A 15,450-nucleotide genomic window follows, 5' to 3' on the forward strand; every position below is an offset into this window, starting at 1 on the left:
GGTATATTTTGGTTACGTTAAAAAAATGGAGTTACCCATGGCACGACACAAACCGGCCGCCGAAGGGGGTTATCAGCGGGGTGAAGAAACCCGTGCACGTATTGTCGAGGCGGCCGTCGTGGTCTTTGGCGAGCGCGGCTACGATGGCGCGTCCACCCGGGACATCGCGAATGCCGCCGGGGTCAATGCGCCTGCGATCCAGTACTACTTCGATGGCAAGGAAGGCGTGTACCTGGAATGCGTCGAGCATTTGATCAAGCTGTTATGGCGGAAAATGGCGCCCACTGTTGAAGCGGCGGAAAGCGCATTGGCGGAGGACGGCGCTAATGATCAAGGGTTGATCGAGGCCTCATTGGGCATCCTGGGCGCAGTGGTTTCAACGATTCAGGACAGTCCCCAGACCACTGCGTGGCGAGCGTTTCTTGATCGTCATCAGGCTGGACTGTGCCCCGAAAGCGCGACCATGGCTTTCGAGGAGCGCTTCAAGGCGCGCATCGCCAACGTGATCCGCCTGCTGATCGCGCGCCTGGCGGGCCTTGCGGTTGACGACGAGCGCACGGTGATTCACTCCATGGCGCTGTTTACCCAAGGGCTGGCGTTTCGGGTGCAGAAACCCAAGCTGCTCTCCGCCTTGAACTGGACTGAAGTGAACCAGAAGGAAATGGAGTTGGTGCGGGAGGTGGTGCTGATGCAGGCGCGGTTCACCCTCGAAGGCTTGGTGCGGCACCGGGGCCGGCACTGACCTCAGCGCTTGCTGAACGCCAGCCGGGCCGCGAACAGCACAAAGATCATGCCGGTGGTGCGGTCCATCCACTTGATCACCTTTTCACGCCGCAGCACACCGGCCAGTGGCTGCGTGGCGCCAATCAGTATCAGTGACCAGATCAGGCTGATCACCACATGGATGCTCACCAGGCCGAACGTCCACACCACCATGGAATGCCCCTGGGGAATGAACTGCGGCAGGAAAGACACGTAGAAAATCCCGATCTTGGGGTTGAGCACGTTGCCCATCATGCCCTTCAAAAACCAGTTGGCGCCGGGTTTTCCATCGGCCTCGATAGGCGCCAGCGAGCTGCGCGGGCGCAACAGCATGTTCAAGCCCAGCCACGCCAGGTAAGCCGCGCCGCAGTACTTCAAGACGTTGAAAGCCACCTCGGACACGGCAATCAACGCGCCCAGCCCAAAGGCCACCGCCGCGCCCCACAGCAAGCAGCCCGCGTTGATACCCAGGGTGGCGCGCAACGCTTGTTGCTTGCCTTCGACCGTTGCGGTGCGCAGCACCAGGGCCGTGTCCAACCCTGGGGTCAGCGTCAGCAACGTGGCGGCGAAGGTAAAGGCGAGCAGGTTATCGGTGATGGACATGGTTATTTACCTGAAATCAGAAACTCTCAAGACTGGCGTTGATACCGGCAATACGCGCCAGCTCGATGGTTGCCTCGACCTGTTCAGCATCGATGATAAAGCCCTGGAAATCGTCATCTCCCGAGTCCAGGTGGACGTAACGCTTGCCGAACCGAGCCAGCCATTGGTCGAAACGACCCAGCACCTCAGCCATTGAGGACCTGCCGTCATGCACGTAGACGTAAGGTTCTTGCACGCCGCTGGTGCTTGCCAGGTAGGGCGCGAGGTATTCAAAGCTGTCATACCCACGCCAATCGACGGCCAGCAGCGTCAGGTAGTCGAGTTTCTGTCCGCGGGTGTCTTCAAGCAAACCCAGCGACAGCGCCGTGGCGGCGTCTTGCCCGACGGAGTACTGACGCAGCACTCGCCGTACGAGCCTGGCGCTTTCCGCTTCCGGCGCGCGGGCCAGCAGCGTTTGGGTCAGTGTTTTGAGCGCCTGCTTCTGCTGCGGGAATTCGGGAGGGCGCATCTCTCGCATGATGGCGGCATGGCTGGCGTTGGTTTCCTCGGACGGTGGCATGGTAAAGCGCCCGCCAAACAGACGATCCCAAATGCCCATACTGTCCTCCCTGGATACGTTGTGTTCATCGTTTGTGGGGCAGGTTACGGTCATGGGCGCGCGGCTGTCGATAGTTAATCAAACGCGTTGTGGCTTTGTGGAAAGGCTCATGACGCACTACGCCGTCATGCCACGCGATTACGCCCCGACGACTTGGCCCGATACAGCTGCTGATCCGCACGCTTGATCAGCACTGTCGTGTCGCTGTCCGACGCTTCAGCGAGTCCCACGCCAATGCTCACCGTGACTTGCCCAGCCGTTTCGAAATACGCCCCGGCGATGGCCGCGCGAATCTTCTCGGCCACTACGTCCGGGCTGTCCGGCACTTCGATTTCCGGCAACAGCACCGCAAACTCTTCACCGCCGTAACGGGCGACGAAGTCGGTGGCGCGGGTGGCTTGCTGAATCAGCTGCGAGATCTGGCGCAGCACATCATCCCCAACGGCATGCCCGTGGGTATCGTTGACTCGCTTGAAATGATCGACGTCAATCAGCAGCAACGCAAACGCGCGCCCGCTGCGCTTAAACAGCAGGCTGTAATCCGCCAGTTTTTCATCGAAACGCCGACGGTTGTAGACACCGGTCAGGGCGTCATGGCTGGCCAGGTTCAACAGCTCGGCATTGGCCTGGGTGAGGGCGGCAGTGCGTTGGGCGACGGTGGCTTCCAGGGACGCGTTGGTGTCCTGCAGTTCGCGCTCCTTGCCAAGCAGCGATTGAGTCATGCCCTTGATGGAGCGTCCGAGCTGGGCGATCTCCCGCACGAAATGGTCCTGGGGGAAGTAGGCGCCGGGCTGTTGGTCCTGGACCTGCTTGGCCGAGCGCGCCAGCTCCTCGATGGGCCGGCTCAGGTACGACGCGAGGTAATACGCCACGAAGCCGAAAGCCACGGCGGCGATCACGCCCAACAGCAGCAGTTTGTAGAGCAGCACGCGCGCTGGATGCAGGGCGATTTCCAGCGGCTGGCGCATCACGATGTACCACGTGAGGCTGGAATTCGACGGGCTGGGCACCGCCACGGCGCTGGTCACGTAGCCATTATCGACCGACCAGCCGGTGGCATTGGTCAGACGGTCCTGGGGCAGGTGCTGGCCGGCCAGGTGTTCCGGGTAGAGCACCTTGCCGTCGTTGTCGATGATCAGCGCCTCGATATCCGGCGCACTGCCTTTGGCCGCCTCGACAATTTGCGTCACCCACGACCAATGGGCGTGAGCCCCCAGTACGCCGATCACCTGGCCCCCGGCGTTGCGAATCGGTGCGGCAAAATCGATGAAGCGCCAAGGTTCACCGTTGGACCCCGGCAGCAGCTTGGCAAGCAGGACCGCCTCGTGGGGATCGCCGGTGTAGTTACCCTGCAAACCGGCCTGGAACCAGGGGCGTGCGGTTACGGATTGATTGACCAGTAGCCCGTTCACCGCCTGGCGCACACGCCCGTCGGTGTCGGCCACACCCATCCATGCGTACTCGGCGCGGGACTGGGTGCGTTGCTCCATGGAGGTCAGGATATCCGGATCGTCCAGGTTGCCCCGACTGAACAGCGGCGCGCGGCTGAGCAGTGACACCTCAAGCTGGCGTTCACGCAGTTGCACCGCCAATAGCGCGGCGGTAGAGCGGGCGGTGCTTAACAATGCATTACCACTGGCGAGTTTCAGTTGCTCAGTGGCGATGTGCCCAACGTAGAACCCTACGCTCACCAGGGTGAGCAGCGACAACCCGGCAAACCAGAGGGTCAGGTGAGTGCGCAGGCTGGCTTTGATCATTGTGGGCTATCTGAAAGGAGTGTGATGACATGGTAGTCATACCATTCGGATAGTTGCCATAGCCTGATGGTTTATAGGTGCCTTGATTTCACGCCTGCTTTCCTATCACGGCCATGCCAGAATATGGCGCTTAGCCACTTAGGGAACTCAAGGATGAAAACGCTGTGTGTTGCTCTGTTGTTGATGGTTGCGTCCGGGCTGGCTCAGGCCCGTGACGTGCGGATAGGCTTCCAGGAAATAGTGATTCCCGACCCGGAACACGGCAGGCCGTTGCAGGTGGCGGTGTGGTACCCGACCCATGCTGCCGGCACGCCGCAACTGATCGCTGACAATCCGGTGTTTGTCGGCGCGCCGGCCTTGAAGGACGCCGCGCCAGCTGCCGGCGAGCATCCGCTGGTGGTGATCTCCCACGGCATCTTTGGCAACTGGATCAACCAGTCGTGGCTCGCCAACGCGTTGGCCGGGCAGGGTTACATCGTCGCCTCGCCCAACCACCCCGGCACCACCAGCAAGGACCGCACCCAACCCGCGGCCTCCGAACTTTGGAAACGTCCCCTTGATATCCATCGGGTGATTGATGCCGTGATCGCACAGCCAAAACGTTTTGGCGCGGTGGCCGAGCGCAAGATCGCCGTGGTGGGGCACTCGCTCGGCGGCTGGACCGCGATGGAAGTTGGCGGCGCCCGCTTTGATCCCCAGCGCTTTACCGAGGACTGCAAGGTGCATTCCGAGATCGCCCCTTGCAAGGCGTACGACCTGATCGAGGTGGGTCGCACGGAGCAGGCCAAACAGCACCTGGCCGAGGACCTGAGTGACTCGCGCGTGGCGGCCATCGTTTCCCTGGACCTGGGCTTCGCCCGCGGCTTCAGCGACGAAAGTCTCGCGGCGCTGAACCGCCCCACGTTAGTGATTGCAGCAGGCACACCGTCCCCGGAATTGCCCGCCGCGCTGGAGTCGGCCGACATGGCCAAGCGCTTGCCGCAGGCCACGTCGCGCTACGTGGAAATCAGCGACGCCACGCACTTCAGCTTCCTGCCCCTGTGCAAGCCGGGCGCGGTGGAGCGGATTGAACAGAGCGACCCCGGCGAAGGCTTCATCTGCCTGGATGCCAAGGGCGCCCGTCCCAAGCCGCAGATTCAGCAGCAGATACTCAGCTTGATCAGTGAGTTCCTGCAGCAGTCCCTGCGCTAGCCGTCAGATATCCTTGGATAGCACCATCCCCCTGCACATTCTGAAGTCGCCGAACAACCTGTGGCGAGGGGGCTTGCCCCCCGTTGGGCTGCGCAGCAGCCCCGGCAATCCGCCAAACGCCACTGCTCTGTCAGAAAACCACCAACCCGTGGCGAGGGAGCTTGCTCCCGCTGGGGTGCGAAGCGCCCCCCAAAACAGGACTGCTACGCCGCCCAACGGGGGACAAGCCCCCTCGCCACCGTCTAGCTAGCCGAATCGTGGGATAGAAAACAAAAACTGATTTCCCACTACATCACTTTCCCACCCGCCCCGGAATCGCCACCCGACTCGTCGCCTTCACCTCCCTTAACGCCAAACTCGACTGAATCGACGCAATCCCCAACTGCCGCCGCAACACGCTCTCCACAAAATCGCTGTACGCATCCAGATCCTCCGCCAACACCTGCAGCAGATAATCCGCATCCCCGGTGATCTTGTGGCACGCCTGCACCTGCGGCAGTTCCTTGATCACCGCTTCAAAATCTTCCGGCGTATGGTCGGAATGCACCGCAAACCGCACGTGCACAAACGCCATGATTTCCAGGCCCAGCATCTTGCGATCGAGGTTGGCCTGGTAATCCTTGATCACGCCTTCTTCTTCCAGCCGCTTACGCCGTCGCCAGCACGGCGTGAGGCTAAGGGACAGGCGCTCGCTGAGTTCGGCGTTGGAGATACTCGCGTCTTCCTGCAGCAACGCGAGGATGGCGAGATCGGTGTCGTCAAGTGCGACCTGTTTGGTTTTATTTTTCTTCATGGCGGCTCATCGGGGTAAAAATGCCCGATTACGCTAGCATTGGCGCACATAAAAGCAAAGAAAGCCCACCACAGCCAGAACAAAATAATCACCTGTCTTTCACGGGTGGATGCCTTTCATGTTGACTGTTTTTAGTGATTCTCATCGTTTGCACCATGGCACCGAACTCAAGGATGGCGTGCTCAAGCCGTCCTTCGAACAACCCAGCCGCGCCGACACGGTGCGTGACCGGGTCAAGCACGTGGGCCTGGGGGATATCATCGTCCCGCGCACGTTCGACCGGGCCTGTTACGTCAATGCCCACAGCGAACGCTACGTGGCTTTCCTGGAAACCGCCTGGGCTGAATGGACCGCCATCGGCCGTGCCCATGATGCGTTGCCGCTGGTGTGGCCGGTGCGTGATCTGGCCAACGAACAGGTGCCGGAATTCATCGATGGCAAACTCGGCTTCTTCGCGATGGATGCCGGTTCGCCCATCACCAGCACCACCTGGGAAGCGGTGAAGACCAGCGCCGATATCGCGCTCACCGGTCTGGCGTTGATCGATGAAGGCCACAACAGTGCCTTCGCCCTGTGCCGTCCACCGGGCCACCATGCAGCGCGGGAATACATGGGCGGTTATTGCTACCTGAATAACGCGGCCATCGCAGCGCAGCAGGCGATCACTCAAGGCGCCAAGCGTGTTGCGGTGCTGGACGTGGATTTCCACCACGGCAATGGCACGCAGAACATTTTCTACGACCGCAGCGACGTGATGTTCGTCTCGCTGCATGGCGAACCGTCCGTGTCGTATCCCTACTATTCGGGCTTTGGTTCCGAGCGCGGCGCAGGGGCGGGCGAGGGGTTCAACCTCAACTACCCGCTGGCGAAAAACACCGGTTGGAGCACCTATAGAGATGCGCTGCTCGACGCCTGCATTCAACTGCGAAAGTTCTCGCCGGAAGTGTTGGTGATCTCCCTCGGCGTCGACACGTTCAAGGACGATCCCATCAGCCATTTCCTCCTCGAAAGCCGCGACTTCCTGGGTATCGGCGAGATCATCGCCAGCGTCGGCGTGCCCACCCTGTTTGTGATGGAAGGCGGCTACATGGTCGATGAAATCGGCATCAATGCCGTCAACGTGCTGCATGGTTTCGAGAACAAGCAAGCCTGATCCCGACCCCATTCCAACAATAAAAACCCCCTGACTTTTTTTCTGCCAAAACTCAAAAACATAACAAGAGGTTTTGTGATGAAAACAACCGCGCCCGGGCTTATTGAAAAGCCCGCTTTGCAACGCACCCTCAATAACCGACATATCCAGCTGATGGCCATGGGTGGTGCGATTGGCACCGGCCTGTTCATGGGCTCGGGCAAGATCATCGCGCTGTCCGGCACCTCGATCATCCTGATCTACATGATCATCGGGCTGTTTGTGTATTTCGTGATGCGCGCCATGGGGGAGCTGCTGTTATCCAACCTGAACTTCAAGAGCTTCGCCGACTTTGCCGGTGCCTATCTGGGGCCGCGTGCCGCGTTTTTTCTCGGCTGGTCGTATTGGCTGAGCTGGAGCGTAGCGGTGGTGGGGGATGCGGTGGTGGTCGGGGGCTTTTTCCAGTACTGGTTTCCGGATGTGCCGGCCTGGATACCGGCGATCGCCATGCTGCTGACTCTGTTTGCGCTGAATGTGCTGACGGTACGGCTGTTTGGTGAGGTGGAGTTCTGGTTCGCGATCATCAAGATCATCGCCGTGGTGACCTTGATCAGCGTGAGCGTGGTGCTGATTGCCAGCTCGTTTGTTTCGCCCACTGGCGTCACGGCTTCCCTCAACCATTTGCTGGATAAACAGGCGGCGTTTCCCAATGGCTTGTTCGGGTTCTTTGCCGGATTCCAGATGGCGATCTTTTCGTTTGCCGGCACTGAGTTGATCGGCACGGCGGCGGCGGAAACCCGCTCGCCGGAGAAGACGCTGCCCAAGGCGATCAACTCGATTCCGCTGCGGATCATCCTGTTTTACGTGCTGGCCCTGGCGTGCATCATTGCCGTGACGTCCTGGCAGCAGGTGTCGCCCAGCAAGAGTCCGTTTGTCGAGTTGTTCCTGGTGGCCGGCTTTCCGGCCGCCGCCGGGATTGTGAATTTTGTGGTGCTGACGTCGGCGGCCTCGTCGGCCAACAGCGGGGTGTTTTCCGCCAGTCGGATGTTGTTTGGTTTGGCGGACCTGGGGGATGCTCCGGGAATCTTCCGGCGCCTGTCGAAACACAGCGTGCCGTTTATCAGCCTGGCGTTTACCACCTTCCTGATGCTGCTCGGGTTGTTGTTGCTCTTTATAGTCCCGGAGGTGATGACGGCCTTTACCATCGTCTCCACCGTTTCGGCGATCCTGGTGATTTTTACCTGGTCGACCATCCTGGCGTCCTACATTGCCTATCGTAAAAAACGACCGGAGCTGCACGCAAAATCCCTCTACAAAATGCCCGGTGGCGTACCGATGGCCTGGGTTTCACTTGGTTTCATGGCGTTTGTACTTTGCCTGCTGGCGCTGCGCCCAGACACGCGGCTGGCACTGTGCGTGATGCCTGCCTGGTTTGTATGGCTGGCAGTTGCCTACCAATTTTCGCATGTTCGCAGCCGACTTCAGCCTGATCAGCGCGCGGCGCTCTAGCGGTCGTCATACAACTCACTGGCACTCAAGCCTATAAAAAGGCCGTCTTCTACGGCCTTTTCATGACGGTTTTTTCATCGCTACATGACAAAGATTTCACATTCTGCGCCATCAGCCCCATGCCACAATCCGCAGCGTTTGCAGGGCCGCAACGGTATTCGCTCGAAGGACAGTAAAAAAATAATGTTCACAGGGGCGCAGTAAATGAAACTCTCTACATTAGCTTTGGCTATCACCGCGGCTGTCCTCGCACAACAGGCCTGTGCAGATGACTTTGGGCTTGGTTCACTCGGCACGGGTAACGGTCATAGCGGCTTCCTCGAAGACAGTCACTCGTCGATCAGTTCGCGCACCATGTACTACAACGCCGACGTTCACGCCGGCACCGCGAACGACCTGCGCGAGGCGGCTCAAGTACTGCGTTTCGACTACAAATCCGGCTACACCCAAGGTACCGTAGGCGTTGGGTTCGACGTGATGGCGTTCGGCGCCTTGCGTCTCGACGGTGGTGACGGCCACGCAGCCGGTAATGGCCTGTCGGGTAACGGCAACAGCTTCTTCCCGGTCAAGAACAACGGCACCGAGCCTGCTGACAGTTTCGGTCGCGCAGCCGGCAACGTTAAATTCCGTATTTCCCAGACTGAATTGCACGTAGGCGGTGGCTTGGCGCCGATCCTGCCGATCCTAGTGTCCAACGATAGCCGTGCCGCACCGCAAACATTCGACGGCGGTATCCTGACCTCCAAGGACATTCCTAACGTCACCTTCACCGGTGGCGAGTTGAACAAGGCTGAAGGCCGTGCATCGAGTAACTCCACTGGCCTGAGCGTCGCCGGTGCCACTCGCGACAGCGACAGCTTCCGTTTTGGCGGTGTTGACTACCAGCCGTTTGGTTCTTCTGACAACGTCATCGCTAAAAACCTGACGTTGCAGTACTACTACGCCGACCTGGAAGACTTCTACAAACAGAACTATTTCGGCCTGGTGCACGTACTGCCGCTGGGTAATGACCAATCGTTCAAAACCGACCTGCGCTATTTCGACAGCACCAGCGACGGCAAAAACGGTTCGGCTGGCTACGCGTTCAACAACAACGGTGGCTACGCCAAACACGCCGGTGAAGTCGACAACAAAACCTACAGTGCTGCCTTCACCTACCAGTTGGGTGGCAGCCAGTTGATGCTTGGCCACATTGGCGTGAGCGATGACGGCGGCTTCGTCTGGGTCAACCAGGGCAGCATCGCCGACCCCACCGCACAAGGCGCGGCGGGCTCCGACTTCTACCTGTTCACCGACGCGGTGGTTGGTCAGTTCTCCCGTGCGGGCGAGCAGGTCAATTTCGGCCAGTACCTGTATGACTTCAGAACCCTGGTGCCGGGCCTGAAAGCTTCCGTTGCCTACCTCAACGGCAGCGACATCAAGTCCAAGGTTGCCGGCGGCAGCGATCAGTCGGAACGCGAAACCGATTTCCGTCTGGATTACGTCGTGCAAGCAGGCCCGCTGAAGGGCTTCGGTACCACCTTCCGTACCGGTAGCTACCACGGCCACAACACCGGCACTGCCGATCAGGATCAAACCCGCCTGATCTTCAACTACACCTACGCGCTGTTTTGATCAGTCGCCGGTAAATGCTCTACAAGAAGGCCGCCCATTGGGTGGCCTTTTTTTGCAACCCGCGATGCGCTGGCAGCGCCAGTGCCAGAAAAACACCACCCACCGTAGCAGCTGTCGAGCCCAAGCGAGGCTGCGTCGGCGGTGTATCTGACACACCGCCGACGCAGCCTCGCTTGGGCTCGACAGCTGCTACGGTGGGGGGCCGGTTGCGGCGGCGTTTGTTGTGGGCGCTAAGGCGCCAGCCGGGTAAATACGTAATCGTGGTTCTTCACCAACGCCTGATGGCAGGCAAAGCACGTTTCATGCTGCGCCTGGTCCGCTGGCTTGCCGTTGATGAACCGTCCAAAGCCCCAGCCTCCCGTCGCCGCATATTTTTTCGAATCCTTGACCATGAACTGCACGGTGGTGGCCGCGCCGGGAATCGACGCGGTCTTGAACTCGGGCGACTGCACGTGTTTCCACGCCAGCTTCGCCAGCACGGTGCCGTCGGGGAAGGGCAGCGTGCCGTCGCGGTAGGCCTTGAGCGCGATCTTGTTGCCCAGCACCACCCGCAGTTCATTCAGTGGGTCGGCTTCCTGAGCCGGTGCGATCAGCTCCCATTGGCGGTAGCCGTCGGGAATGGTCACGCCGTAGATCGGTGACGGCTCACTGGTGGTAGAGCCGCCAAAGGCGAACCCGGTAGCGGTGGCCACCACGGCGGCGGTTGCAGCGACAAGTGCAGCAAGATGCAGGCGCTTCATCACAAATGGTCCGCATCAATCACAGCCTTGGCAAAGGCTTGCGGGGCTTCCTGTGGCAGGTTGTGGCCGATGCCGCCGCTTATCAAGCGGTATTCGTATTTGCCGGTGAAGCGCTTGGCGTAGTCTTCCGCGGCCGGATGCGGCGCGCCGTTGGCGTCGCCTTCCAGGGTGATGGTGGGTACGCCGATGGACGGGGCGGTGGCGAGTTTTTGCTCCAGCGCTGCGTATTTCTTCTCGCCCTGCACCAGGCCCAGGCGCCAACGGTAGTTGAAGATCGACACGGCAACGTGGTCGGGGTTGTCCAGGCCTTTGGCGCTGCGGTCGAAGGTGGCGTCGTCAAACGCCCATTTCGGCGAGGCGATCTGCCAGATCAGCTTGGCGAAGTCGTGGGTGTTTTTTGCATAGCCGGCGGCACCGCGGTCGGTGGCGAAGTAGAACTGGTACCACCATTGCAGCTCGGCCTTGGGCGGCAGCGGGTTCTTGCCGGCAGCCTGGTTACCGATCAGGTAGCCGCTGACCGACACCAGGGCCTTGACCCGCTCCGGCCACAGCGCTGCGACGATGTCGGCGGTGCGTGCGCCCCAGTCATAGCCACCGAGCACGGCGTGTTTGATTTTCAGTGCATCCATGAAGTCGATCAGGTCGACCGCGAGTGCGGCCGGCTGGCCATTGCGCAGGGTCTTTGCCGACAGGAAATGTGTGTCGCCATAGCCGCGGGCGTAAGGCACCAACACTCGGTAGCCCTGGGCGGCCAGCAGCGGTGCTACTTCGGAGTAGCTGTCAATGTCGTAGGGCCAGCCATGCAGCAGGATCACCACCGGGCCCTCCGCCGGGCCGACTTCGGCGTAGGCCACGTCCAGCAAGCCGGCCTTCACATGCTTCAACGGGCCAAGCGTGGTGTGGGCACTGGCGCTGGCAACTGCAGGCGCTTGTGTGTCTTGTGCATTGGCTACGCCGAAGGCACCGAACTGCAACAGCGTAAGGGCCAGCAGCGACGCGCCCATCAGGCGGCGCGGCTTGAAACCGGGTGAGGTGTTCAACTGTGGGTGCATGGTGAGTCTCCAGCGGCGGGTTGTGTGCCTGGCTCACAGTTGAACGCAGTGGTGTATCCGGCCTGTTTCGAGAAAACCATCGGGTTAAACGTTTTGTATCGCAGGGTGGTCTGGACACACTGCGATACATAGTTCAGAGAGGCCGGGTCGCCCTGTACACCAGGCTCGGCGCTTGCCCGGGCACATCGTCCAACTCATCGATGCGTTGCATGCCGATTTTTTCCAGCACGTTGATCGACGCCTGATGCGCCGGGCGCACCACGCCGTAGACCTCTGGCTGATCCAGCTGCACAAAACCAAATTGCAACGCGGCCCTGGCAAGCTCTGTTGCATAACCCTGGCCCCAGGCGCTGACGGCGAAGCGGTAACCCAGGTTGATCCGCTCAACCTCGTTGTAGTGGTACAGCGTGATGCCCCCAAAGCCGATCACGCGTTGCGGCGCCTCTTGGGTCACGATCGCCCATTGGCCAAAGCCATGTTCTGCCCAGTGTTCCAGCCAGCGATTTAGCACGGCTTTTGCTTGATCCAGGTCCGTGAGGGGGCCTGCCGGGTTGTAGCGGTTGGTCTCGGGATCGCCATAAATGGCGAATACACTGGCCGCGTCGTCGACCGTTGGGGGCCTTAGCATCAATCGTTGGGTGGTTATCGGTTGGTTAGGCATGGATGGGCTCTGATCCTAGGGGCGAGAGAGAAGGTGTTCACCTATATTTATCCTGCTTTCGGCGCTCTAGCACGCTTGATTCAGTTGTTAGGGGTACTGGCAGGATGCCACAATGGCACTTTGTCGCGGCAGTAAGATCAGGCGGACCCAATGAATGGCCTTGAACGTGGGCAGGACCAGGATTGCTTCATCGAGGAGCAGGTACGAACCGATCGCTTGCACCAGCTGTTTCGCCAATCATTTTCGGCGGTGTTCGGCAGTTATATGGCGGCCGCCATGCTCTGCTGGCTGTGCTGGGAACGTTTCGACCACTCGGTAATGCTGGTCTGGCTGGTGGTGCTGGCGGGCACGTCGCTGCTGCGAGTGTCGATGTTCATGGCCTGGTTTCGCTGCCCCAACAGTGATCGCACCCCCGCACGCTGGGAACGGCGTTACTGGATGACGCTGATGTTGTCAGCCGGAGTCTGGGGGATCGGTGCATTCGCGCTGATGCCCACCGACGACCGACTCTCCCAGGCCCTGGTGATGTTGTTCACCGTGGGCATGTCGGTCAGCGCCGTCTCGTGTTACTCGGCCTATCGCTACATGACCCTGGTTTCCATGGGCCTGGTCTTGCTGCCATGCACCCTGTGGCTGCTGTTTCAACCCTCCTCGATGCAAGTCGGCATGGCGCTGGCGGTGCTGGTGTTTTCTTCGTTTGTTGGCGGCGCCACGCGCAAGCTGTCGGATGCCCTGGAGAAAGCCTTTCGCCTGACCCGGCAAATGGAACGGGCCCACAATATCTCCACCCGCGCCGCACAAACCGATGAACTCACCGGCCTGATGAACCGCCGGGCGTTTTTCGAGCACGCGCAGTTGCTCTATGAACAGTGTCGGCACAACCAGCAGCCGTTGTGCGCGCTGATGATGGACATGGACCACTTCAAAAACATCAACGACACCTACGGCCACCAGGCCGGGGACCAGGTGCTGCGGCAGATCGGCGGGGTGATCAGCGCGTCGTTTCGTCAGGCCGATGTCTACGGGCGGCTGGGCGGCGAGGAGTTTGCGGTGTTGCTGCCGGATACGTCGCTGGAGACCGGGCGGCACATCGCCGAGCAGTTGATCAAGGCCATCGCAGGGCTGGCCAGCGAGCCGGTCCATGGGTTGACCGCGAGCCTCGGCGTGGCCTGGGCCCGGGCGGTGGACCAGGACCTGCACGGCTTGATGAACACTGCAGACAAGGCGCTGTACCGCGCCAAGGCCCTCGGGCGCAACCAGGTGGCCGTGGCGGAATAGGCCTCAGCCTTTGAGCAATGCCTTGGCCAGTACCTGTGAGACCTGGTCGGCGGAGTAGGGCTTGGGCAGGAAGGCCAGGCCTTCGTAGCCGCTTTCTGCCAGTTCCTCGCTGTAGCCCGAGGTCAGCACCACCGGCAAGTCAGGCCTGCGCCGGCGCAATTCCTTGGCCAGCGCCACGCCGGTGATGCCGGGCATCACCACATCGGAAAACACCGCATCGAATTCCTTCACCTCTGCACCGGCCAGCTCCAGGGCCTGTTCGGCATTGGTCGCCCAGGTGGTCTGGTAGCCCAGGTCCTGGAGGATCTGATTGGCAAAACGGCCCACTTCCAGGTTGTCTTCCACCACCAGAATATGGCGTTGGGCGCAGTCCGCGATCAGGCCACACCGCTCGGGTGCGCAGCGCTCTAAGCCCTCTTCGGGCACCACTTGCGGCAGGTACAGGGTAAACACCGTGCCTTGGTCGACCTGGCTGGCCACGTCGACGTTACCGCCTGACTGCTTGGCGAAGCCGAACACCTGGGACAGCCCAAGGCCGGTGCCCTTGCCGACTTCCTTGGTGGTGAAAAAGGGTTCGAAGATGCGCTCGAACGTCTCACCGGGAATCCCGCTGCCGGTGTCGGTGAGGGAGATCGCAATAAACGCCTGCCGTGAGCCGGCGTCACCGCGGATGCTCGGCAGTGCCTGCTCGGCATCCAGGCGCAGGGTCAGGGTGCCTTGGCCGCTCATGGCGTCCCGGGCGTTGAGGGCGATATTGATCAGTGCGGTTTCAAACTGGCTGGAGTCGGCGCGGATATAACACGGCTGGCCAGGCAGTTCGACGCGCACCTGAATCCGCGCGCCAGTGACCGTCTCGAGCATCTCGCCGATGTTCTTGACCCGCTGGGCGGCATCGAACACTTCCGGGTTGAGCGGCTGGCGGCGGGCAAACGCGAGCAACTGGCTGGTCAATTTACCTGCTCGCTCCACGGTATCGGTAACGGCGCTCATGTAGCGCTGGCGACGTTCTTCGGACAGGGTGGGCAGGCGCAGGAAGTCCACGGATGAACGAATGATGGTCAGCAGGTTGTTGAAGTCATGGGCCACGCCCCCGGTCAACTGGCCGATGGCTTCGAGCTTTTGCGATTGGCGCAATGCGGCTTCGGTCTGGATCAGCAGGGTGGTTCTTTCATTGACGCGTTGCTCCAGGCTCGCATTCAACTCGGTCAATCGCCGGGACAGGACAACGGTGGCGGTGGTTTCGGTGACGGTGTCGAGCATGCCGACGACTTTGCCCTGCACGTCGCGGATCGGGCTGTAGCAGAAGGTGAAGTACGCCTGCTCCGGCGCGCCGCCGCGTTCGACGATCAACGGGAAATTTTCGATAAAGGTGGCTTCACCGGCGAAGGCGGCATCGGCGATCGGGCTGATTTCGGTCCAGGCTTCCTGCCAGATCTGGCTGAAAGGCCGCCCGAGTGCATCGGGCTTGTTGCCAAGAATCGGGATAAAGCCGTCGTTGTACAGCGTGATCAGCGAAGGCCCCCAGATGATCGCTTGAGGGAAACTGGAGGCAAGGCACAGCGCGACGGTGGTCTTCAGTACGTCTGGCCATTGGTCCAGCGGCCCCAGTGGGGTATTGGCCCAATCGTGATGCCGGACCCGTTCGGCCATTTCGCCGCCGCCTTGCAGCCAGTTTGTCATTCGGTGAACGCCTTCTTTGCCACGGTTTGCTGAGTAGGGATGCCAAGCAACAGACACCCCTGGACCCAGCCAGTTCAGCG

At 60.7% G+C, this 15,450-nt stretch carries 14 protein-coding genes; 6 read left to right on the forward strand and 8 right to left on the reverse strand.

Translation table 11 applies throughout. The features are described 5' to 3' along the window. The first annotated feature begins 37 nt into the window (after positions 1 to 37). Entirely contained in the window at positions 38 to 742 is a 705-nt protein-coding gene (locus tag NVB75_RS00870) for a CerR family C-terminal domain-containing protein (RefSeq protein WP_258345407.1), read from the forward strand. Between the two features lie 2 nt (positions 743 to 744). Here NVB75_RS00870 and NVB75_RS00875 read toward each other — a convergent pair whose 3' ends face one another. The 3 genes from NVB75_RS00875 to NVB75_RS00885 all read right to left on the reverse strand — a co-directional run bounded on the left by NVB75_RS00875 (position 745) and on the right by NVB75_RS00885 (position 3,720). Continuing rightward, entirely contained in the window at positions 745 to 1,365 is a 621-nt protein-coding gene (locus NVB75_RS00875) for a LysE family translocator (protein WP_258345408.1), read from the reverse strand. A gap of 16 nt (positions 1,366 to 1,381) precedes the next feature. Continuing rightward, positions 1,382 to 1,963: a hypothetical protein gene (locus NVB75_RS00880; RefSeq protein WP_258345409.1), complete on the reverse strand. Its 582-nt coding sequence runs from the start codon at positions 1,961 to 1,963 to the stop codon at positions 1,382 to 1,384. 125 nt (positions 1,964 to 2,088) lie between these two features. After that, entirely contained in the window at positions 2,089 to 3,720 is a 1,632-nt protein-coding gene (locus NVB75_RS00885; RefSeq protein ID WP_258345410.1) for a diguanylate cyclase, read from the reverse strand. A 153-nt stretch (positions 3,721 to 3,873) separates the two neighbouring features. Here NVB75_RS00885 and NVB75_RS00890 point away from each other — a divergent pair, with 153 nt between their 5' ends. Next, on the forward strand, positions 3,874 to 4,911 hold the full coding sequence (locus NVB75_RS00890) for an alpha/beta fold hydrolase (protein ID WP_258345411.1): 1,038 nt from the start codon (positions 3,874 to 3,876) through the stop codon (positions 4,909 to 4,911). Between the two features lie 292 nt (positions 4,912 to 5,203). Here the strand turns inward: NVB75_RS00890 and NVB75_RS00895 are convergent, their stop codons facing one another. Beyond that, on the reverse strand, positions 5,204 to 5,704 hold the full coding sequence (locus tag NVB75_RS00895; protein ID WP_017475545.1) for an Lrp/AsnC family transcriptional regulator: 501 nt from the start codon (positions 5,702 to 5,704) through the stop codon (positions 5,204 to 5,206). A 118-nt stretch (positions 5,705 to 5,822) separates the two neighbouring features. Here NVB75_RS00895 and NVB75_RS00900 point away from each other — a divergent pair, with 118 nt between their 5' ends. The 3 genes from NVB75_RS00900 to NVB75_RS00910 all read left to right on the forward strand — a co-directional run bounded on the left by NVB75_RS00900 (position 5,823) and on the right by NVB75_RS00910 (position 9,959). Further along, the gene (locus NVB75_RS00900; RefSeq protein ID WP_258345418.1) at positions 5,823 to 6,857 is read left to right on the forward strand and encodes a histone deacetylase family protein; all 1,035 of its coding nucleotides are present in this window, start codon (positions 5,823 to 5,825) and stop codon (positions 6,855 to 6,857) included. A gap of 78 nt (positions 6,858 to 6,935) precedes the next feature. Continuing rightward, on the forward strand, positions 6,936 to 8,345 hold the full coding sequence (locus NVB75_RS00905) for an amino acid permease (protein ID WP_258345419.1): 1,410 nt from the start codon (positions 6,936 to 6,938) through the stop codon (positions 8,343 to 8,345). 204 nt (positions 8,346 to 8,549) lie between these two features. Then, a complete protein-coding gene (locus NVB75_RS00910) occupies positions 8,550 to 9,959 on the forward strand; it encodes an OprD family porin (protein ID WP_258345421.1) in 1,410 nt (469 codons plus the stop codon). Positions 9,960 to 10,189: 230 nt separating this feature from the next. On the opposite strand, the gene NVB75_RS00915 is transcribed toward NVB75_RS00910, so the two are convergent. The 3 genes from NVB75_RS00915 to NVB75_RS00925 form a co-directional block, all read right to left on the reverse strand. Continuing rightward, complete coding sequence (locus tag NVB75_RS00915) at positions 10,190 to 10,699, reverse strand: cytochrome P460 family protein (RefSeq protein ID WP_258345422.1); 510 nt, start codon at positions 10,697 to 10,699, stop codon at positions 10,190 to 10,192. Then, positions 10,699 to 11,751: an alpha/beta fold hydrolase gene (locus tag NVB75_RS00920; RefSeq protein ID WP_258345423.1), complete on the reverse strand. Its 1,053-nt coding sequence runs from the start codon at positions 11,749 to 11,751 to the stop codon at positions 10,699 to 10,701. The genes NVB75_RS00915 and NVB75_RS00920 overlap by 1 nt, the downstream gene beginning before the upstream one ends. A gap of 133 nt (positions 11,752 to 11,884) precedes the next feature. Further along, complete coding sequence (locus NVB75_RS00925) at positions 11,885 to 12,412, reverse strand: GNAT family N-acetyltransferase (RefSeq protein ID WP_258345425.1); 528 nt, start codon at positions 12,410 to 12,412, stop codon at positions 11,885 to 11,887. 150 nt (positions 12,413 to 12,562) lie between these two features. Here NVB75_RS00925 and NVB75_RS00930 point away from each other — a divergent pair, with 150 nt between their 5' ends. After that, positions 12,563 to 13,690, forward strand: a complete 1,128-nt coding sequence (locus NVB75_RS00930; protein WP_258345426.1) for a sensor domain-containing diguanylate cyclase — start codon at positions 12,563 to 12,565, stop codon at positions 13,688 to 13,690. 3 nt (positions 13,691 to 13,693) lie between these two features. On the opposite strand, the gene NVB75_RS00935 is transcribed toward NVB75_RS00930, so the two are convergent. Next, a complete protein-coding gene (locus tag NVB75_RS00935; RefSeq protein WP_258345427.1) occupies positions 13,694 to 15,370 on the reverse strand; it encodes an ATP-binding protein in 1,677 nt (558 codons plus the stop codon). Between the last annotated feature and the right edge of the window lie 80 nt (positions 15,371 to 15,450).

Source organism: Pseudomonas sp. CBS (assembly GCF_024734645.1).
GTDB lineage: Bacteria > Pseudomonadota > Gammaproteobacteria > Pseudomonadales > Pseudomonadaceae > Aquipseudomonas.

Coding starts and splice junctions, on each gene's coding strand:
- NVB75_RS00870 (WP_258345407.1), top strand. CDS start 38: ATGGCACGACACAAACCGGCCGCCGAAGGGGGTTATCAGCGGGGTGAA.
- NVB75_RS00875 (WP_258345408.1), bottom strand. CDS start 1,365: ATGTCCATCACCGATAACCTGCTCGCCTTTACCTTCGCCGCCACGTTG.
- NVB75_RS00880 (WP_258345409.1), bottom strand. CDS start 1,963: ATGGGCATTTGGGATCGTCTGTTTGGCGGGCGCTTTACCATGCCACCG.
- NVB75_RS00885 (WP_258345410.1), bottom strand. CDS start 3,720: ATGATCAAAGCCAGCCTGCGCACTCACCTGACCCTCTGGTTTGCCGGG.
- NVB75_RS00890 (WP_258345411.1), top strand. CDS start 3,874: ATGAAAACGCTGTGTGTTGCTCTGTTGTTGATGGTTGCGTCCGGGCTG.
- NVB75_RS00895 (WP_017475545.1), bottom strand. CDS start 5,704: ATGAAGAAAAATAAAACCAAACAGGTCGCACTTGACGACACCGATCTC.
- NVB75_RS00900 (WP_258345418.1), top strand. CDS start 5,823: ATGTTGACTGTTTTTAGTGATTCTCATCGTTTGCACCATGGCACCGAA.
- NVB75_RS00905 (WP_258345419.1), top strand. CDS start 6,936: ATGAAAACAACCGCGCCCGGGCTTATTGAAAAGCCCGCTTTGCAACGC.
- NVB75_RS00910 (WP_258345421.1), top strand. CDS start 8,550: ATGAAACTCTCTACATTAGCTTTGGCTATCACCGCGGCTGTCCTCGCA.
- NVB75_RS00915 (WP_258345422.1), bottom strand. CDS start 10,699: ATGAAGCGCCTGCATCTTGCTGCACTTGTCGCTGCAACCGCCGCCGTG.
- NVB75_RS00920 (WP_258345423.1), bottom strand. CDS start 11,751: ATGCACCCACAGTTGAACACCTCACCCGGTTTCAAGCCGCGCCGCCTG.
- NVB75_RS00925 (WP_258345425.1), bottom strand. CDS start 12,412: ATGCCTAACCAACCGATAACCACCCAACGATTGATGCTAAGGCCCCCA.
- NVB75_RS00930 (WP_258345426.1), top strand. CDS start 12,563: ATGAATGGCCTTGAACGTGGGCAGGACCAGGATTGCTTCATCGAGGAG.
- NVB75_RS00935 (WP_258345427.1), bottom strand. CDS start 15,370: ATGACAAACTGGCTGCAAGGCGGCGGCGAAATGGCCGAACGGGTCCGG.